The sequence below is a fragment of the Pseudomonas sp. GW821-FHT01D09 genome, from assembly GCF_059422465.1.
The window spans coordinates 115,683-134,193 of sequence record NZ_JBWKWY010000005.1; the positions used below are offsets into that span (position 1 = coordinate 115,683).

General features: G+C 61.6%; 21 protein-coding genes and 1 pseudogene. 11 read left to right on the forward strand and 11 right to left on the reverse strand.

Annotated features, from left to right (window positions below):
• Window positions 1–35: 35 nt before the first annotated feature.
• On the reverse strand, window positions 36–296 hold the full coding sequence (locus tag AC07W7_RS07675; RefSeq protein WP_076964272.1) for an accessory factor UbiK family protein: 261 nt from the start codon (window positions 294–296) through the stop codon (window positions 36–38).
• A 421-nt stretch (window positions 297–717) separates the two neighbouring features.
• On the opposite strand from AC07W7_RS07675, the gene glnK reads away from it, so the two are divergent.
• The 4 genes and pseudogenes from glnK (at window position 718) to sutA (ending at window position 3,269) form a co-directional block, all read left to right on the forward strand.
• Window positions 718–1,056: a P-II family nitrogen regulator gene (gene glnK / locus AC07W7_RS07680; RefSeq protein ID WP_002555808.1), complete on the forward strand. Its 339-nt coding sequence runs from the start codon at window positions 718–720 to the stop codon at window positions 1,054–1,056.
• A gap of 34 nt (window positions 1,057–1,090) precedes the next feature.
• Entirely contained in the window at window positions 1,091–2,428 is a 1,338-nt protein-coding gene (locus AC07W7_RS07685; protein WP_076964271.1) for an ammonium transporter, read from the forward strand.
• 252 nt (window positions 2,429–2,680) lie between these two features.
• Window positions 2,681–2,842 (forward strand): annotated as a pseudogene (locus AC07W7_RS07690) (YjbQ family protein); the annotation flags it as partial.
• Window positions 2,843–2,945: 103 nt separating this feature from the next.
• Window positions 2,946–3,269 (forward strand): dormancy-specific transcriptional regulator SutA, encoded by a 324-nt coding sequence (gene sutA, locus AC07W7_RS07695; RefSeq protein WP_076964270.1) that lies wholly within the window; start codon window positions 2,946–2,948, stop codon window positions 3,267–3,269.
• Window positions 3,270–3,392: 123 nt separating this feature from the next.
• On the opposite strand, the gene AC07W7_RS07700 is transcribed toward sutA, so the two are convergent.
• From AC07W7_RS07700 to lptM, 6 genes are read right to left on the reverse strand one after another with little or no spacing between them, the layout of a single operon-like run.
• Window positions 3,393–4,088 (reverse strand): HAD family hydrolase, encoded by a 696-nt coding sequence (locus AC07W7_RS07700; protein WP_076964269.1) that lies wholly within the window; start codon window positions 4,086–4,088, stop codon window positions 3,393–3,395.
• Window positions 4,085–4,984, reverse strand: a complete 900-nt coding sequence (gene xerC / locus AC07W7_RS07705) for a tyrosine recombinase XerC (protein WP_076964268.1) — start codon at window positions 4,982–4,984, stop codon at window positions 4,085–4,087. Before xerC ends, AC07W7_RS07700 begins: the two co-directional genes overlap by 4 nt.
• Before the next feature lie 2 nt (window positions 4,985–4,986).
• A complete protein-coding gene (locus tag AC07W7_RS07710; protein ID WP_076964267.1) occupies window positions 4,987–5,712 on the reverse strand; it encodes a DUF484 family protein in 726 nt (241 codons plus the stop codon).
• A 13-nt stretch (window positions 5,713–5,725) separates the two neighbouring features.
• Window positions 5,726–6,556: a diaminopimelate epimerase gene (dapF, locus tag AC07W7_RS07715; RefSeq protein ID WP_076964266.1), complete on the reverse strand. Its 831-nt coding sequence runs from the start codon at window positions 6,554–6,556 to the stop codon at window positions 5,726–5,728.
• 3 nt (window positions 6,557–6,559) lie between these two features.
• Entirely contained in the window at window positions 6,560–7,807 is a 1,248-nt protein-coding gene (gene lysA / locus AC07W7_RS07720; RefSeq protein WP_076964265.1) for a diaminopimelate decarboxylase, read from the reverse strand.
• Window positions 7,808–7,816: 9 nt separating this feature from the next.
• Window positions 7,817–7,978, reverse strand: a complete 162-nt coding sequence (gene lptM, locus AC07W7_RS07725) for an LPS translocon maturation chaperone LptM (protein WP_076964264.1) — start codon at window positions 7,976–7,978, stop codon at window positions 7,817–7,819.
• Between the two features lie 239 nt (window positions 7,979–8,217).
• On the opposite strand from lptM, the gene cyaY reads away from it, so the two are divergent.
• The 3 genes from cyaY (at window position 8,218) to rnk (ending at window position 9,326) form a co-directional block, all read left to right on the forward strand.
• Complete coding sequence (gene cyaY, locus AC07W7_RS07730; RefSeq protein ID WP_076964263.1) at window positions 8,218–8,550, forward strand: iron donor protein CyaY; 333 nt, start codon at window positions 8,218–8,220, stop codon at window positions 8,548–8,550.
• Between the two features lie 2 nt (window positions 8,551–8,552).
• Window positions 8,553–8,771 carry a DUF1289 domain-containing protein gene (locus AC07W7_RS07735; protein WP_032856898.1) on the forward strand — a complete coding sequence of 73 codons (219 nt, stop codon included), beginning with the start codon at window positions 8,553–8,555 and terminating at the stop codon, window positions 8,769–8,771.
• 144 nt (window positions 8,772–8,915) lie between these two features.
• A complete protein-coding gene (gene rnk, locus AC07W7_RS07740) occupies window positions 8,916–9,326 on the forward strand; it encodes a nucleoside diphosphate kinase regulator (protein ID WP_057444204.1) in 411 nt (136 codons plus the stop codon).
• On the opposite strand, the gene AC07W7_RS07745 is transcribed toward rnk, so the two are convergent.
• The 3 genes from AC07W7_RS07745 to AC07W7_RS07755 form a co-directional block, all read right to left on the reverse strand.
• Window positions 9,323–12,163, reverse strand: coding sequence for a class I adenylate cyclase (locus AC07W7_RS07745; RefSeq protein WP_495039039.1), 2,841 nt, complete (start codon window positions 12,161–12,163; stop codon window positions 9,323–9,325). The genes rnk and AC07W7_RS07745 overlap by 4 nt on opposite strands.
• A gap of 167 nt (window positions 12,164–12,330) precedes the next feature.
• On the reverse strand, window positions 12,331–12,585 hold the full coding sequence (locus AC07W7_RS07750) for a TIGR02647 family protein (RefSeq protein ID WP_057440483.1): 255 nt from the start codon (window positions 12,583–12,585) through the stop codon (window positions 12,331–12,333).
• A 149-nt stretch (window positions 12,586–12,734) separates the two neighbouring features.
• Complete coding sequence (locus AC07W7_RS07755) at window positions 12,735–13,019, reverse strand: hypothetical protein (protein ID WP_032856903.1); 285 nt, start codon at window positions 13,017–13,019, stop codon at window positions 12,735–12,737.
• A gap of 126 nt (window positions 13,020–13,145) precedes the next feature.
• On the opposite strand from AC07W7_RS07755, the gene AC07W7_RS07760 reads away from it, so the two are divergent.
• On the forward strand, window positions 13,146–13,805 hold the full coding sequence (locus AC07W7_RS07760; protein WP_076964261.1) for a glutathione S-transferase family protein: 660 nt from the start codon (window positions 13,146–13,148) through the stop codon (window positions 13,803–13,805).
• Window positions 13,806–13,975: 170 nt separating this feature from the next.
• Here the strand turns inward: AC07W7_RS07760 and argH are convergent, their stop codons facing one another.
• Complete coding sequence (argH, locus tag AC07W7_RS07765) at window positions 13,976–15,370, reverse strand: argininosuccinate lyase (RefSeq protein WP_115129266.1); 1,395 nt, start codon at window positions 15,368–15,370, stop codon at window positions 13,976–13,978.
• Window positions 15,371–15,919: 549 nt separating this feature from the next.
• Between argH and AC07W7_RS07770 the strand changes: the two genes are divergently transcribed.
• The 3 genes from AC07W7_RS07770 to AC07W7_RS07780 all read left to right on the forward strand — a co-directional run bounded on the left by AC07W7_RS07770 (window position 15,920) and on the right by AC07W7_RS07780 (window position 18,510).
• Window positions 15,920–16,666, forward strand: a complete 747-nt coding sequence (locus tag AC07W7_RS07770; protein ID WP_495039040.1) for a LytR/AlgR family response regulator transcription factor — start codon at window positions 15,920–15,922, stop codon at window positions 16,664–16,666.
• Between the two features lie 138 nt (window positions 16,667–16,804).
• Entirely contained in the window at window positions 16,805–17,746 is a 942-nt protein-coding gene (gene hemC, locus AC07W7_RS07775) for a hydroxymethylbilane synthase (protein WP_076964257.1), read from the forward strand.
• Window positions 17,743–18,510, forward strand: a complete 768-nt coding sequence (locus tag AC07W7_RS07780; RefSeq protein WP_197881377.1) for a uroporphyrinogen-III synthase — start codon at window positions 17,743–17,745, stop codon at window positions 18,508–18,510. Before hemC ends, AC07W7_RS07780 begins: the two co-directional genes overlap by 4 nt.
• Window position 18,511: the final 1 nt, after the last annotated feature.

Here is an 18,511-nt window from a genome sequence, read left to right on the forward strand (position 1 = left end):
TTCGCGAGCAAGCTCGCTCCTACAAGTACGGCGTGTTATTGCTCGCTGGGATTCAACCGCGCTTCCAGCTCTGCCACCTTCGCCTCCAGGCTCTCCAGCCGCGCACGGGTGCGGGCCAGGACTACCATCTGGCTGTCGAATTCTTCACGGCTGACCAGGTCCAGCTTGCTGAACCCGCTTTGCAGCAACGCCTTGAACTGGCTTTCGATTTCAGTGCGGGGCAGCGGGGTTTCGCCGCTAAACAGGCGAGAGGCGTGGCCGCTCAGGGCGTCGAGGAGGTCTTTGGGCGCGAGCATGGGAAACATTCCGGAAAACAGTTGGCCGGCAGTGTATCACGCAGTGGCTATAGTCTTTTTCACGCTGGCAACTGCACGTTTTTCGCGCATTGAGCGGAATAGGCTTGCACTGTTTTTGTGCGTATCCAGGCCGCCACACAGGCCGATGGGCCGGCAGGAGCGGGCAAGGGGCTGATTTCGTTTGTTTTTACGGAGCTGGCAAGGTTTCTGCTTAGGTGATCATGACCCATGCACTGATGCAGTCGCTGTGACGAATGCAGTGCGCTGACGGATCAGGGTACATGTTTCGTTACCAACGGTTGGCTGGCGTCGCAATGGCAATTGCCGAGGCGACGATGCGTTACAAAGCCAGGCACTGCGCTTAGACTTGAGACGGGTTTGTTTTCCTGGGGCAAGTCCACCAATTCGGGAGAGAGTTTTCATGAAGCTAGTCACTGCCATCATCAAGCCGTTCAAGTTGGACGATGTACGCGAGTCGCTGTCCGAGATCGGCGTGCAGGGCATTACCGTTACCGAGGTCAAGGGCTTCGGTCGGCAGAAGGGTCATACCGAGCTGTATCGCGGTGCGGAATACGTGGTCGATTTCCTGCCGAAGGTGAAGATTGATGTCGCCATTGACGACAAGGATCTTGACCGGGTTATCGAGGCGATAACCAAGGCGGCCAACACCGGCAAGATCGGTGACGGCAAGATCTTCGTGGTCAATCTGGAACAGGCTATTCGCATCCGTACCGGCGAAACCGATACCGACGCAATCTAAGCCGCCAAACCCCAACGCCCCAGGAGAAAACAATATGACTCTGCGTAAATTCGCAGGGCTAGGAGCCCTGTTGTCCATCGTAATACCCAGCCTGGCCTTGGCGGCAGACGAAGTGGCGGCGCCAGTCCTCAACTCCGGCGACACCGCCTGGATGCTGACAGCCACTGCATTGGTGCTGTTCATGACCATCCCTGGCCTGGCGCTGTTCTACGGCGGCATGGTCCGCTCCAAAAACATTCTTTCCGTGATGATGCAGTGCTTTGCCATTACCGGTCTGATCAGCATTCTGTGGGTCGTCTACGGCTACAGCATTGCGTTCGACACCACGGGCATGGAGCAGGGCGTCGTCAACTTCAACTCGTTCTTCGGCGGCATGGGCAAGGCGTTCCTGGCGGGTGTCACCCCGTCCAGCATCACGGGCCCGGCGGCACTGTTCCCGGAAGCGGTGTTCATCACCTTCCAGATGACCTTCGCGATCATCACCCCGGCGCTGATCGTCGGTGCGTTCGCCGAGCGCATGAAGTTCTCTGCGATGCTGCTGTTCATGGCCATCTGGTTCACCCTGGTCTATGCGCCGATCGCGCACATGGTCTGGAGCGGCAATGGCGGCCTGATGTGGGACTGGGGCGTGCTGGACTTCGCTGGCGGCACCGTGGTGCATATCAACGCCGGTGTGGCTGGCCTGGTGGCGTGCATCGTGCTCGGCAAGCGTAAAGGCTACCCGACCACCCCAATGGCCCCGCATAACCTGGGCTACACCCTGATCGGCGCGGCGATGCTGTGGATCGGCTGGTTCGGCTTCAACGCCGGCTCCGCCGCAGCGGCCAACGGCACGGCCGGCATGGCGATGCTGGTGACCCAGATCGCCACCGCTGCTGCGGCCCTGGGCTGGATGTTCGCCGAGTGGATTACCCACGGCAAGCCAAGCGCGCTGGGCATCGCCTCGGGTGTGGTGGCCGGCCTGGTGGCGGTTACACCGGCCGCCGGTACCGTGGGCCCAATGGGGGCCCTGGTGATCGGCCTGGCGTCTGGCGTGATCTGCTTCTTCTGTGCCACCAGCCTCAAGCGCAAGCTGGGCTACGATGACTCCCTGGATGCCTTCGGTGTACACGGTGTCGGCGGGATTGTCGGGGCGATTCTGACCGGCGTATTCGCGGCGCCGATCCTGGGTGGCTTCGGCACGGTGACCGATATTGCCGCACAGGTCTGGATCCAGGCCAAGGGCGTTGGTTTCACCGTGATCTATACCGGTATCGTGACCTTTGTGATTCTCAAGGTGCTGGACTTGACCATTGGCTTGCGTGTAACCGAAGAGGAAGAGGCCGTGGGCCTGGACCTGGCGGAGCACAACGAGCGTGGCTACAACTTGTAAGAACGTATGAAAAAAAACATGCCCGGCTTGCCGGGCATTTTTTTGTCTGGTATTTGCCTGTGGTGAAGGCTTGTGAGATTTTTTGTGTCGCGTTTGTGATCGGATCCACAAGGCAGTTTTCACTGTGCGAATGTCTTACAGGCATGTAGGCGTATTCGGCACTTTGTTTTTTCCCAGAGCGCGCTAGAATGCGCGCCGATGGGCGCAGAACTGTATATGGCGACAGACCCTGATTACTCAGCGGGCCAGGCCCCGGGTCATTTCAAGGGCAGCCTATCGGGTCGCCAACCGAGTTTGCCGGTCAAGGCCGGCCACTTGGCAATGGGCACATGGCAAAGCGTTTATCTGGGCGAGCAGCGTGATCATGACGGTGCTCGCAAAACCCTCGGCACCTTGCACGGTGACGGGGCATAAGCCACTGGTTATCCGGTGGACGTTGATTTTTTTCCGGCAGCCTTCGACAGATGGTGAAGCTGGGCTATAACTAATCTGCTTTTCGCAAGTCATGAGGTAGAACATGAGCGACGATGATCTGGAAAACGATGACCTTGAAGTAGGTGACGATGAAACCGAAGAAGGTCTGGAAGCGGTAGCCGAAGACGTAGCTGACGACGATGGTGGCGAGGACGCACCGGCCCCTACCGCCAAGGGTAAGGCCAAGGCGGCTGTGTCGGTAGACGAGTTGCCGAGCGTTGAAGCCAAGAACAAAGAGCGCGATGCGCTGGCCCGCGCGATGGAAGAATTCCTCGCCAAAGGCGGCAAAGTGCAGGAAGTCGAGGCTAACGTGGTGGCCGACCCACCGAAGAAGCCGGATAACAAGTACGGCAGTCGGCCTATCTGAGGCCGGTTACTGGCTTGCTGAAAAAGCCCGCCGTCGCTGCGGGTTTTTTCATGCCTGAAATAAATGGCCACTGCCGAAACCCATGTGGGAGCAGGCAAGCCAGCTCCCACATTGGGTTTTGTGTCATTTCCAGCGGGTCAGCAGCTCCGGCAACTCGGCCAGGCTACGAATCTGCGCATCCGGCAACGTTTCACCTTCCCAAGCCTTGCCCGTCGGGTTGAACCACACCGCCCGCAACCCCGCCTGCTGTGCCCCGGCGATGTCATCGCCAGGATGGTCGCCAATGTGCACCGCCGCAGCGGCATCCACCCCGCCACGTTGCAGAGCCTCCTGGAACAAGCGTGCATCCGGCTTGGCGATGCCAATATCCTCGGCCCTCAGGGCGAAGTGGAAGTAATCCGCCAGGCCTACGCGCTGCACATCGGCATTGCCATTGGTGATCACCCCCAGCAAAAAGTGCTGGCGCAGGGCTTGCAGCATCGGCTCGGCTTCCGGGAAGACGGTGAGCTGGTGCCGTGCATGAATGAACGCTTCAAAGCATACATCGGCCATTTCCGTGGCCTGCGGTTGTGGGTAGCCGGCCTCTTCAAAGGCGTGCATCAGCACTCGTTGGCGCAGCACGCTGATCCGGTGCTTGAGCTCTGGATGACGTTGCAGCACCTGCTGGCGCAGGCTGGCGAAATGCTCCAGGGGCAACTCGCCGACCTTGGACGCATGGGTCGCCAGCCATTGGCGCATCGATGCTTCGGCACTGATGATGACGGGGACGTTGTCCCACAGGGTATCGTCCAGGTCGAAGGTGATTAGTTTGATGCTCATGAGTCGCCGCCTTTAACGCGTTTGGCCCGAGGGTGGGCGCTGTCGTACACCGTCGCCAGGTGCTGGAAGTCCAGGTGGGTGTAGATCTGGGTGGTCTTGATATCCGAGTGGCCGAGCAGTTCCTGCACGGCGCGCAAGTCTTGTGACGATTCCAGCAGGTGGCTGGCAAAGGAGTGGCGCAGCATGTGCGGATGCAGGTTTTGCCCCAGCTCCCGCTCGCCCGCCGCCTTGACCCGCAACTGAATGGCCCGTGGCCCGAGGCGTCGGCCTTGCTGGCTGACAAACACCGCATCGTCCGGTGGGTTGGCCAGGGCTCGCAGGGGCAGCCATACCAGCAGGGCGTCCCGGGCCTTTTTACCGATGGGCAGCACGCGGGTCTTGCTGCCTTTGCCGTGCACTTGCACCAGGCCATCGGCCAGGTCCAGTTGTTCGAGGTTGAGGCTGGTCAGCTCCGACAGGCGCAGGCCCGAGGAGTAGAACAGCTCCAGGATCGCCTGGTCGCGGTGCGCCAGGAAATCATCCTCGACCGCGCCGTCGAGCAATTGCAGGGTGCGGTCGGCATCCAGGGTCTTGGGCAGGCGGCGCTCACCCTTGGGCGGCGCCAGGCCGTTGGCCGGGTCGTGGTCGCACAGGCCTTCGCGGTTGAGGTAGTGATACAGGCCGCGCACCGCCGACAGCAGGCGCGCCAGGCTGCGGGAGGATTGGCCCTGCTGGTGCAGGCGTGCAATCAGGCTGCGTAGGCCCTGGATATCAAGGGCCTTCCAGCTGCCGATCTGTTGTTTCTGGCAGAACGCCAGGACCTTGTTCAAGTCCCGTCGATAGGCTTCCAGCGTATGGGCAGACACCTGGCGCTCGCTGCGCAGGTGAGCGCAGTAGGCGTCCAGTTGCCGTTCCATGGCTAGCGCACCGCGCGCAGGGCGCTGGTAAAGCGCGGCAGGCTGCGGCTCAGCACTTCGGCAATGTAGGTCAAAAACAGCGTGCCGACCGTGCTCTTGTAGTGCTGCGGATCACGGCTGGCGATGGCCAGCACGCCGTGCAAGCCTTGATGGCTGAGGGCGACCACGGCCGTCGAGCCGATCTGCACGCGCTGGTCTTCGCCAAACAGGAAGTCCAGCTCATGCTCGCGCAGGGTGCCGCTGATGGTCTTGCCTTCCGACAACAGGCCGCCAATGGCGGTCTGCGCCTCGCTGCCCTTGACCCAGCGCCCGACCGGCATCGGGTTGTCGCTGAACAGGATCAGACTGACAAACGGCACCTGGAAGTCCTGGCGCAGGCTGTCTTCGACGGCAATGGTCAGGTCTTCCAGGCTGCCAGCATCCAGCAGCGCGAGGATCAGGCGGCGGGTCTTGTCGAACAGGCGGTCGTTGTCGCGGGCCACGTCCATCAACTGCGAGAGTCGATGGCGCATTTCGATATTGCGCTCGCGCAGGATTTTCATCTGCCGTTCCACCAGCGACACGGTATCGCCACGCTGATGGGGAATGCGCAAGGCCGGCAGCAACTCGTCGTGTTCGACGAAGAAGTCCGGGTTAGCCTCCAGGTAAGCGGCGACGGCCGCTGCCTCCAGGCTTGCGCAAGGGGATGCTTCGGGCTGCTTGGCGGGTGCCTGGGGCTTATCGGTCATTGGCGAGTCGCTCTCATAGACGGACCTGTCCTTCGTATACACGGGATGCCGGGCCGGTCATTTTTACCGGGTGGCCGGGGCCTGCCCATTCGATGGACAGGCGTCCGCCGGGCAGGTCGATCAACAGGGGCGAGTCCATCCAGCCCTGGCTGATCGCGGCCACGGCGGCGGCGCACGCACCGGTGCCACAGGCCTGGGTTTCCCCGGCGCCGCGCTCCCACACCCGCAATTGCGCACGGGAGCGGTCGATGACCTGCAGGAAGCCGACATTGACCCGTGCCGGAAAGCGCGGGTGATGTTCGATCTTCGGCCCCAGCTCATGCACCGGCGCATTGTTGATGTCGTTGACCCGCAGCACCGCATGGGGGTTGCCCATGGACACGGCGGCCACCTCGACCACGGTGCCGTCGACATCCAGCGGATAGCTCAAGGCCTGGGCATCGGCCTGGAACGGAATGTCGGCCGGCACCAGGCGCGGGGCGCCCATGTTGACGCTGATCTGGCCGTCGCTGCGGATATCCAGCTCGATAATGCCGCTTTTGGTCTCGACGCGAATCTGCCGTTTGGCGGTCAGGCGCTTGTCCAGCACAAAACGGGCGAAGCAGCGTGCGCCGTTGCCGCATTGCTCCACTTCGGAGCCGTCGGAGTTAAAGATCCGGTAGCGGAAGTCCACCTCCGGGTTGCTCGGCGCCTCGACGATCAGCAACTGGTCGAAGCCGATACCGGTATGGCGATCGCCCCACAGCTTGGCGTGCTTGGGCAGGATGTGCGCATGCTGGCTGACCAGGTCAAGGACCATGAAGTCATTGCCCAGGCCGTGCATCTTGGTAAAACGCAGCAGCATGGCTTACTCCGGCAGCAGGCTTTCGCCAGCAAACAACTCGGCTACCGTCTCGCGGCGACGCACTTCAAACGCTTGATCACCGTCCACCAACACTTCGGCGGTACGCCCGCGGGTGTTGTAGTTGGAACTCATGACAAACCCATAGGCGCCGGCCGAATGCACGGCCAGCAGGTCGCCTTCTGCCAGGGCCAGTTCACGGTCCTTGGCCAGGAAGTCGCCGGTTTCGCAGATCGGGCCGACGATGTCGTAGGCGCGTGCTTCGCTGTTACGCGGTGTCACGGCGGTGACGTTCATCCAGGCCTGGTACAGCGCCGGGCGGATCAAATCGTTCATCGCCGCATCGACGATGGCGAAATCCTTGTATTCGGTGTGCTTGAGGTACTCGACCTGGGTCAGCAGTACGCCGGCATTGGCGACGATATAGCGGCCCGGCTCGAACATCAGCGTCAGGTCGCGGCCTTCGGTGCGCTGGCGTACGGCCTTGATGTAGTCGGCCACCAGTGGCGGCTCTTCGTCGCGATAACGCACGCCCACGCCACCACCGAGGTCGATGTGGTGCAGGTAGATGCCGCACTCGCCGAGGCGGTCGATCAGCGCCAGCAGGCGGTCGAGGGCATCGAGGAACGGTGGCAGGCTGGTCAGTTGCGAGCCGATATGGCAGTCCACGCCCAGCACTTCCAGGTTCGGCAGTTGGGCGGCGCGGATGTACACGTCTTCGGCGTCGGCAATGGCGATGCCGAACTTGTTCTCTTTGAGACCGGTGGAAATGTACGGGTGGGTACCGGCATCCACATCCGGGTTGACGCGCAGGGAGATCGGCGCACGCACGCCCATCTCGGCGGCCACCCCTTGCAGGCGCTCCAGCTCGTCGGTGGATTCGACGTTGAAGCAATGCACGCCCACTTCCAGGGCGCGGCGCATGTCTTCGCGGCTCTTGCCAACACCGGAGAACACGATTTTGTCGGCCTGGCCGCCAGCGGCCAGCACACGCTCCAGCTCGCCCCGGGACACAATGTCAAAACCAGCGCCCAGGCGCGCCAGGACATTGAGTACACCCAGGTTGGAGTTGGCTTTTACGGCGTAGCACACCAGGCTTGGCGTGCCTTCCAGCGCATCGGCGAAGGTGCGGTATTGCGCTTCGATATGGGCGCGGGAGTACACGTAGGTCGGGGTACCAAAGCGCTCGGCAATGGCAGACAGCGCGACACCTTCCGCGAACAGCTCGCCGTCCCGGTAGTTAAAAGCGTCCATGGTGATCCCTTAGTAGGTGTCGTGCTTGTGCGCTTTGGATTGCGAGGTTTTTGCCTGTTCATTCGGGTCTTTGCTGTCATCGGGCAGGTACAGCGGGCCTTTTTGACCACAGGCACTGACGAGGCAAGCGACCGCGACGAGCGCAGCAAGGGAAGAGATCAGGCGCTTCATGGCTAAATCCTTGAATATGCATTAATTGCGCCCGAGTATACCGACCACCCGCCAGCTTGCCTATGCGCCGGGACACCCGTCCGGCGGGGCTTTGCCGAGTATGTCGTGAAGTGGCCTACATCACTCTGGGATATTTCACGCGGCTGGTGGGAATGAAATCGGTATCCTTTGCAATCATCATGGCGCCTCCGTATCGTGCGGCGCTTGAGCGTGAGTAGACACTTTTTGAGGTTCCCACCATGAGTTTGACCGAAGCCCGCTTTCACGACCTGGTCGATGCGACCCAGCAAGCGCTGGAGGATATTTTCGACGAGAGTGGCCTGGACGTGGATCTGGAAAATTCTGCAGGCGTGTTGACCGTCAAGTTCGAGAACGGCAGCCAATTGATCTTCAGCCGCCAGGAGCCGCTGCGTCAGTTGTGGCTGGCGGCGCGCTCTGGCGGTTTTCACTTTGACTATGACGAAGAAGAAAAACGCTGGTCGCACGACACCAGTGACGAGCTGTTGAGCGAAATGCTTGCACGCCTCACCCTGGAACAGGCCGGCGTCGAGCTGGACTTCGACGAGATTTGATCGTGACCCAGCCCGCTCCCGCCCGTGCGCCCAAGCCGCTGTTCAGTAATGTCAGCCCGGCGGTGCCGTCACCTTGTATCAGTTTGTGTCGGCTGGATGAGCAAAAAGTCTGCCTCGGCTGCTTCCGGCATGTGGAAGATATCCGGGAATGGCGCTCTGCCGACGATCAACGGCGCCGGGTGATTGTCGCCCAGGCCGAGCAACGCAAGGCTGGCGCCTGAGCTTCAGACCGGTCCATCTTGTTTATTTGTTGTGCTGTGGTAGTGTCCGGGTATACCTCAACTCATCGAGGTCCGTGAGAACCCCGCCGTTTATTGGCGGGGTTTTGCTTTTTTGTGCAGAAAAAAAAGGAGTCTGCCGCAATCATGACTGCACCTTCCATCATCCTCACCCGTCTCGATGTGCAACGTCTTGAGCAACTGATCGACCGTATGGACGACAAATTGCCAGGCGTCATCGCCCTGCAAGCCGAACTTGACCGTGCCGAAGACGTGGTTGGCCACGATGAAGTGCCTGCGGGCGTCGTGACCATGAACTCTAGCGTGCATTGCCGTGAGCAAAGCAGCGGCAAGGACTATCACCTGACCCTGGTCTACCCCAAGGATGCGAATGCCGACGAAGGCAAGATCTCGATCCTGGCCCCGGTGGGCAGTGCGTTGCTGGGCCTGCAGGTTGGCCAGCATATCGATTGGCCGGCTCCAGGCGGCAAGACCCTCAAGCTTGAGCTGCTGAGTGTCGAAGGCCAGCCCAAAGACGGCGGCGCGTTTACACTTTAAATCTGATTCAAGGCCTGGTTGAGCGCCTGCTCCAACTCGGCTTTGTAGCGCAGGTACAGATTGCTCGGGCCTTGAACATCGCCAAGCAGGCCGGATAGGTCCAGATCGGTGATGTAGCAACGATAGCGCTCGGTTTCCCGGCGCTGCCCGACGATCTCCTGGGCGACCACCGCAAACAGCTGGTCGCCAAATTCCAGTTCGCAAAACTCCCGCTGATTGCAGTACAGGGTAATCCCCACCTGGCCTGGCGCGCCCTTGCCGATAATCGCCTGCACATCGTAGAACGGTTTGTTGGCCGGGACCTGGGGGGCTGGTCGTGGCTCGACCCGACGGGCGCGGCCGCCTGCCGATGGCAATAGTTGGTAATACAACGTCTGCACGGCCCCTAGTGGCTGCTGCGGGTCCAGCGGTGACAGGGCGTCCCGACGATAGATGATCGATTGCAGGAAGCGCTGCAACGGTGCGAGCAGGCTCTGCTCATCATGAAACGGCAGGCGCTGTTGCCAGAGGGCGTTGAACTCGTCGAGCACATAGAGCTCGGCGAAGCCATCGTTGATGCGATAGAACACCTGCACACAGTCCGCCTGGCCCATGGGCAGCAAGATCGCCAGGTCGTGGTCTTCCAGGGCCATGGCGTCCAGGTGCAGCGGGCTGTAGCTGGCCAGTTCTTCACTGAGGTAGTCCACCAGCGCCTGCTGGCTGGCCAGTGACACATGATTGGCTTGCCCTGGCGCCAGCTCCATGACGTGATAGTGCTGCTGCACCTGGATCAGGTAGCGGTGGTTGAGCTGGCTGAGCATCAGGTGTTGCGCGGTGTCGAAAATCTCTTCCACCCGCTGGGCGATAAACTGTGCGCGGTTATGACAAAAGCAGCGCACCCGCAGCCGTGGCAGTTGGTTGCGCGGCAATTGGTTCAGGTAGTCGCGCAGGCAGTCGAGCAGGGCGTGGGGGCCGTCGTAGCGGCTGACCATCACCTCGTTCCAGCTGTTGAGTGTCACCTGGTCCAGGGTCAGGACCAGGTTTTCCCGCACGCCTGCGTAACTCAGGGAGTCGGTGCGCTCGGTGGTCATCAGGATATTCAAGTCGCGGTGATGCTTGAGCGGGTCGACCCCGACGTTGATCAGCAACAGCACTTCATCGGGTATCGCCGTGCGCAGCAAGCGCTCCTCATCGACCATGGCCAGGGGCAGGGCGAGGGTCTGTTGCAGGCTGCCCAGCAGGTTGAACAGCTCGAACTCGCTCAAGTCGCTGGTGCCCGGGTGCAGGGCCAGGCGCGTGCTGCTGTCGATCACGCCGTTGCGATGGCACCAGGTGAGCATCTCCAGCAGGTCGCGGCTGCGTTTGATCGGTGCAAAGTGCTCCCATTCCAGGGCGGTCAGGCTGCCGTTATACAGGCCCCAATGGGACTGGCCCGGCTCTTTGCGGTTGGGTGAGTGGACCAGGGTGAGGGTGTCTTCGGCCAGGTCCGGGGCAATCCCGGGGTTGATGAACTCGACCTTGCCGGCCTTGCGTTCAAAGGCGGCATACAGGCGTCGGCCCAGCACATTGAGGTCGCGCTTGTTGATCAGGCTGACGGTCTGCTCGGTACGCGCGAACTGGGTCAGGAAGCGATAGCTGTAATTGAGCTCGTTGACCAGGGCCCGGCGTTCGGACGCAACCTGGCGCACTTTCCATTGGCTGCGGCTGTCGAGCAGGGCCAGTTGCCGTGGGTCCCAGCCCCATTCATTGGCCAGGCGCTCCAGCAGTGCGCGTTGCCAACCGGCGGTGCGCTGGCCGGTGGTGAGCTTGCGGTTGACCTTCAGGTACAGGCTGCGCCGCACCAGTTCCAGGCGTTCGGGCTCGTTGCGCCCGCGCAGGTATTCCTCGATGCGGCGGTAGACCACGATGTACGGGTCCAGCTCATCCAGATCCAGCTGGTTGGCGAATACCGCCCGTTTGAAGCGCAGGCTCAGGCACTGCACCCTGGGGTGTTCGCTGGCATACACCTCGGTGAGCAACAGCTTGAGCACCGACTTATAGGGTGACTCGATGCCCTTGAACAACTGCCACAGGCCGGCGCCGATAAATTCTCCCGGTGGGATGTGGGCCAGGTGCCCGAGGTCGAGGGTTTCGTCGGCGCGGATAAAACGTTTGGAGATCAGCGTGTGGGTAAATTCGGCGTAGCGCGCCTCTTCGTAGACCGGCACCAGCCACCAGATCGGCGTGCGCCCGGCCAGCCAGATAGCGGTGCGGTAGAACTCGTCGAGCAACAGATAGTGCTGGCTGGTGCCGCAGTCATCCGAACTGAGCAGGGTATCGCGATCACCCAGTGCAAAACGGCTCGGTTCGACCAGGAAAAAGTGCGCCTCGGCGCCCATGGTCAGGGCCCAGGCCTCCAGCAACTGGCACTTTTTGCGCAACTCGCCCAGCTCGGCCTCGCTCAGGTTGTCGGCGTGGCACACCCACACGTCCATATCGCTCTGGTCGGCCTGGGCCAGCGTGCCGAGGCTGCCCATCAGGAACAGGCCGTGGATCGGGGTGGGCGGGTTGCCATGGCGTGGCTTGTAGGAGAACGAGCGGGTCAGGCGCTGGGCTTCGGCCAGGACCTGGGCGTCCGGTTCAAAATTCGACAACCCGGCCGGGGTACTGCCCGAGACATAGCCCGGCAGCAGCGGGTGATTGACGTGGAAAAACAGCGGCAGCAGCGCCAGCACGCTTTGCTGGCGCGGTGTCAGGCCTTCGACAGCCCGGGCCATGCGGCCGGCATTGAGGGTCAGGAAACGCGAGCGCAGTTGGGCCAGTACCTTGCGGTCAATGCCTTCATCCAAGTCAGGGCGGATTTCATGGGTACTGGTCATGTCGAACTCAACGGCTCACAGGCCCGGCGTGGGCCGCCGTGTAGGAGTTTACAGACAGAATCGTAGGAGGCTTAAGGGGAATTTGTTTTTGGCGCCAGAATTCTATCGCGTGCGCAGGCGTGCCCGCGGAATCCGTGAACCGAGGATCCCGTGGGCGATACAGAGTGTCAGGCGGCTTCTTTGGTGGTGGCGGTGGTCAGGATAGTCAGCAATGTTTGCGCTTGTTCTGCTGCGTCGCGGCCCAGGCTGGTCAGGTAGCCGCCATCTGGCTGGTCGATCAGTTTTTTCTCGAACAGGCGCTTGGCAGCAGCAATGGCAGTGGGAGCGGCGGTCTGATGGACTTTCAGGCCTTCCTGGGAGCTGCCCAGGTTGAAAAGTGCAAGGATTTCCAGTTCGGCAACCAACTCAGGGGTATACGACATAAGGACTCCAGACGTTCTAGGAATTGTCAGACGCTAGCAGCCCCTAAGGTGAACGTACTTGGGCGAACTGTCCAGTGCGATATGGACACAGGGGGGGCAAGCCGCACTCCTGCAGGAGCCGGCTTGCCGGCGATGGCGATACCGGGCAGTTACTGGTTTTCTGGCGGCAGCTCTGGCAGGGCGCGCAGGGCGGTTTCATACCAGTCGGTATTGAACGGCCGGTCTTCTTCCAGCATTGCGTCGATTTCCACGGCCAGCACATGAGCCATCAGGTTCAGGATGTCTTCGCGCTCGTAGCCCACCAGGGTCAGCTTGTTGAACGTGGCCTTGGCCGCCGGCGGGTTGTCGCTTTCGATCTGGTTTTCGATCGCTTGGGTCAAGGTGGATTCGGCGAACTCTTCTTCGTCGTTGTCGATATCGGTTGGCTCGCTCATGGCAGCCTCCTGTCAGGAAAGGGCGCCAGTCTACCCCCATTCAGCCAGGTGATGCTGCTAGCCAGGCGGCTCATCTCGTTCTATAACCTACCCAGCCAACCCCCTGCACGGCCTGGAGGCTTTGTGATGCTTAAGCTCTATGGATTTTCGGTCAGTAACTACTACAACATGGTCAAGCTGGCGCTCCTGGAAAAGGGCCTGCCCTTTGAGGAGGTGCCGTTTTATGCCGGGCAAACCCCTGAAGCACTGGCGGTGAGCCCACGTGGCAAGGTGCCGGTGCTCAAGGTCGAAAAAGGCTTTATCAACGAAACCGGCGTGATTCTCGAATACCTCGAACAGACCCAGTCGGGCCCGGCCCTGCTGCCAGGCGATGCATTCCAGCGTGCCCAGGTGTTGGCGTTGTGCAGGGAAATCGAGTTGTACATCGAGCTGCCGGCCCGGACCTGCTATGCCGAGGCATTCTTTGGCATGACGGTGCCGGAAGCGATCAAGGACAAGGCCAGGGCCGAGTTGCTGTTGGGGGTTGCTTCGCTGGGCCGGCACGGCAAGTTTGCGCCGTATGTGGCGGGGGAGAGTTTTACCCTGGCCGACCTGTACTTCATGTACAGCGTGGACTTGGCATGTGCGGTCGGTGGGAAGCTGTTTGGCCTGGATCTGCTGGCTGAATTGCCGCAGGCCAAGGCCTTGCTGAAGACGCTGCAAGACCTGCCCAACGCCCAGCGAGTGGCGGCAGACAAGGAAGCGGCGATGCCGGCCTTCATGGCGATGATCGCGGCGAAGAAGTGATAAATGTGGGAGCGGGCTTGTGTGGGAGCTGGGCTTGCCCGCGATGCAGGCACCTCGGTGTGTCAGTGACACTAAGGTGATGCTATCGCAGGCAAGCCAGCTCCCACATTTTGACCGAGTTAAATTGAAGGCCCCGGTCAAAGGTGGGAGCGGGCTTGCCCGCGATGCTGTTAGCGGCTGGCGAGCAGCGCTTGGCCGCGCACCACTGCCGCCTTGACCTGGGCCGGAGCCGTGCCGCCGATATGGTTGCGGGCATTCACCGAGCCTTCCAGGGTCAGCACCGCGAACACGTCCTGCTCGATCTGGTCGCTGAACTGGCGCAGCTCTTCCAGGCTCATTTCCGCCAGGTCCTTGCCGGTATCCACACCGTATTTCACCGCATGCCCGACGATTTCATGGCAGTCGCGGAACGGCAGGCCACGGCGCACCAGGTAGTCCGCCAGGTCAGTGGCGGTGGAGAAACCGCGCAGGGCCGCTTCGCGCATGATGGCGTGCTTGGGCTTGATCGCCGGGATCATGTCGGCAAACGCGCGCAGCGAATCGCGCAGGGTGTCGGCGGCGTCGAACAGCGGTTCCTTGTCTTCCTGGTTGTCCTTGTTGTAGGCCAGGGGCTGGCCTTTCATCAGGGTCAGCAGGCCCATCAGCGCGCCGAATACGCGGCCGCTCTTGCCGCGCACCAGCTCTGGCACGTCGGGGTTTTTCTTTTGCGGCATGATCGAGCTGCCGGTGCAGAAGCGATCCGGCAGGTCGATGAACTGGAACTGCGCGCTGGTCCACAACACCAGCTCTTCAGAGAAGCGCGACAAGTGCATCATCGCAATGCTGGCCGCGGCACAGAACTCGATGGCGAAGTCGCGATCCGACACGCCGTCCAGGGAGTTGCCGCCCACGGCGTCGAAACCCAGCAGTTGCGCGGTGTATTCGCGGTCGATCGGGTAGGTGGTGCCGGCCAGGGCGGCGCTGCCCAGGGGCATGCGGTTGGCGCGCTTGCGGCAATCGACCAGGCGCTCGTAGTCGCGGCTGAGCATTTCAAACCAGGCCAGCAGGTGGTGGCCGAAGGTCACGGGCTGCGCGGTCTGCAGGTGGGTGAAACCGGGCATGATGGTGCCCGATTCACGCTCGGCCTGCTCCAGCAGGCCTGTTTGCAGGCGGGTGATTTCGGCCAGGATCAGGTCGATTTCATCACGCAGCCACAGGCGGATATCGGTGGCCACCTGGTCGTTGCGGCTACGCCCGGTGTGCAGCTTCTTGCCGGTCACGCCGATGCGGTCGGTCAGGCGCGCCTCGATATTCATGTGCACATCTTCAAGGTCCACGCGCCAGTCAAAGGTGCCGGCCTCGATTTCGCCACGGATGGTGGTCAGGCCATCGATGATGCTGTCGCGCTCGGCGTCGGTCAGCACGCCGACCTTGGCCAGCATGGTGGCGTGGGCGATCGAGCCCATGATGTCGTGGCGATAGAGGCGCTGGTCGAAATTGACGGAGGCGGTGAAGCGCGCGACGAAGGCGTCGACGGGCTCACTGAAGCGGCCGCCCCAGGACTGGTTGGTCTTGTCGGTGCTCATGGATTCGCTCGTGATCTGCTTAAAAGAGGCATGAAAGTGTGCCGCCGATAATAACAGGGTTGCCCGTGGAGGCGTTGATACGCCGCGTCGGCATTTTTATTTGTTTGCTGGGTGGCAAAGTGCCTTGCCGTTGGCCGCGTCCGGGATGAGACTGGAGGCGGGAGTGAAAGGGGGTTTCACCCGACCGGATCCTGAGGTAAACAAAGGATGTTTATTGAAACGATATTTGACGATTGAGCAATGTCGTCTTCATGAGCGTCTACAGTTGCACTGACAGGGGTGCAGTGCACCAATGCCAGGCGATGAGGTCGAACTCCAGGCTAACCTTTAAGTAGAGGGGGTGTTCATATTGTGTATCAGCAAACCCTATGAAGATGCCCTGCGGTATCGGGGTATGGGCGGTATTGAACAGGTCCGGGTAAATATTGGTGTCGCTCTCAGGGCACTTTTTGCCGCTCGCGCTAGTCTTAGCGTGGATCGCCGTGACGGAAGTCACCGCACCTGTCTACGCTATCCTTGTGCGAGACTCACGCAGGAATCCAGCGCAATATGAATGTCCTGATCGTTGATGACGAACCCCAAGCCCGCGAGCGACTGAGCCGTATGGTCAGTGAACTCGAGGGATACAGTGTCCTTGAACCCAGCGCTTGCAGTGGCGACGAGGCGTTGGCCTTGATCGAAAGCCTGAAGCCGGATGTGGTGCTGCTCGATATCCGCATGCCGGGCCTTGATGGCCTGCAGGTTGCTGCCCGCTTGAGCGAACGCGAGTCGCCGCCAGCGCTGGTGCTATGCGCCAGCGAAGAGGAATTTTCTTCCGAGGTCCTGGAGGCCAGCGGTGTCAGCTTCCTGACCAAACCGGTATCGGCCGATGCGCTGCTCAAGGCCTTGAAGAAGGCTGAGCGGCCCAATCGCGTGCAGCTTGCTGCCCTGACTCAGCCCGCAGCGCAAAGTGGCAACGGCCCCCGCAGCCATATCAGTGCCCGGACCCGCAAGGGCATCGAACTGATTCCGGTGGACCAGGTGATTTACTTTATCGCCGACCACAAGTACGTGACCTTGCGCCACGAGGTCGGTGAAGTGCTGCTCGATGAGCCACTCAAGGCCCTGGAAGACGAATTTGGCGAACGTTTCGTGCGTATCCACCGCAATGCGCTGGTGGCCCGCGAACGCATCGAGCGCCTGCAGCGCACGCCCCTGGGGCATTTCCAGTTGTTCCTCAAAGGGCTCAACGGCGACGCGTTGATCGTCAGCCGGCGCCATGTCGCAGGCGTGCGCAAAATGATGCAGCAGCTTTAGCCCGAGGGCTGTAGCGACCTGCATGCCCCGTATCCCGGTGCGCAGCGGCCAGGGAGGCCCTGCACTTGCTGATTCAAATCAAGGCGGTTCTGCCTGAGCTGTTATTATCTGCCGTATCTATTCAGTACGGATCGATCCATGTCCTCTCGCGAAATCCGCATCGCCACCCGTAAAAGCGCCCTGGCCTTGTGGCAGGCCGAATACGTCAAAGCCCGCCTTGAGCAAGCCCATCCGGGCCTCACGGTGTCTCTGGTGCCCATGGTCAGCCGTGGCGACAAGCTGCTCGACTCGCCGCTGTCGAAAATCGGCGGCAAGGGCCTGTTCGTCAAGGAGCTGGAAACCGCTCTATTGGAGAATGAGGCCGACATCGCCGTGCACTCGATGAAAGACGTGCCGATGGACTTTCCCGAGGGGTTGGGCCTGTATTGCATCTGCGAGCGTGAAGATCCCCGCGATGCCTTCGTGTCCAACACCTACGCCTCCCTGGATGACTTGCCGCAGGGCAGCATCGTCGGCACCTCCAGCCTGCGTCGCCAGGCGCAGTTGCTGACCCGTCGCCCGGACCTGCAGATCCGCTTCCTGCGGGGCAACGTCAATACCCGCCTGGCCAAGCTGGATGCCGGTGAGTACGACGCGATCATCCTGGCGGCAGCCGGCCTGATCCGCCTGGGCTTTGAAGACCGTATCACCTCGGCCATCAGTGTCGAAGACAGCTTGCCGGCCGGTGGCCAGGGGGCAGTCGGTATCGAATGCCGCACCGCAGACCGTGAAATCCAGGCGCTGCTCAAGCCCCTCGATCACCCGCAAACCGAAATCCGCGTCACTGCCGAACGCGCCCTGAACAAGCACCTTAACGGTGGCTGCCAGGTGCCGATTGCCTGTTACGCGGTACTTGAAGGTGACAACCTGTGGCTGCGTGGCCTGGTGGGCGACCCCGACGGTGGTTTGCTGCTTACTGCGCAAATCCGCGGGCCACAGGCCGAGGCTGCGAGCCTGGGCGTGCAGGTCGCCGAAGAGCTCCTGGCCAAAGGCGCCGGCGCCATTCTGCAGAAAGTCTATGGCGAGGCCGGTCCGCAGTGACCGGCTGGCGTGTGCTGCTGACGCGGCCTGCCGAGGAATCGGCAGCCCTGGCGGCCTCGTTGTCCGACGCGGGTATCTTCAGTAGCAGCCTGCCGTTGCTGGAAACCGCACCCTTGCCCGTCACGGGCGAACACCAGGCGGTATTCCAGGGCCTGGATCGCTATTGTGCGGTGATCGTGGTGAGCAAGCCGGCCGCGCGCCTGGCGCTGCAATTGCTCGATCAGCACGCGCCAGCGGTGCCGGGCTTGCCGTGGTTCAGCGTCGGTGCGGCCACGGCCCAGGTCCTGGCCGAGCGTGGCCTTAACGTGAGCTACCCCGAGCTTGGGGATGACAGCGAGGCCTTGCTTGAATTGCCCCGGTTGCGCGAGGCTATCGCCGTTGACGATGCCCGGGTCTTGATCCTGCGTGGGCAGGGTGGGCGAGAGCTGCTGGCTGAGCGTTTACGCGGCCAAGGTGCTAGTGTCGATTACCTGGAGTTGTATCGTCGGTTTCTGCCGGCCTACGACCCGGATGTGCTCGCCCAGCGCATTGCAGTGGAACGCTTGAACGGCCTGGTGGTCAGCAGTGGGCAGGGTTTTTTGCATCTGCAAGGCCTCGCCGGCGCCCAGTGGCCACGCGTGGCACAGTTGCCGTTGTTCGTGCCCAGCCCGCGAGTCGCCGAAATGGCCCGGGCGGCGGGCGCGGAAAAAGTTGTGGATTGCCGCGGTGCCAGTGCCGCGGCTTTGCTAGTGGCGTTACGGAGCCAGCCCGTTCCCACTCTCTAAT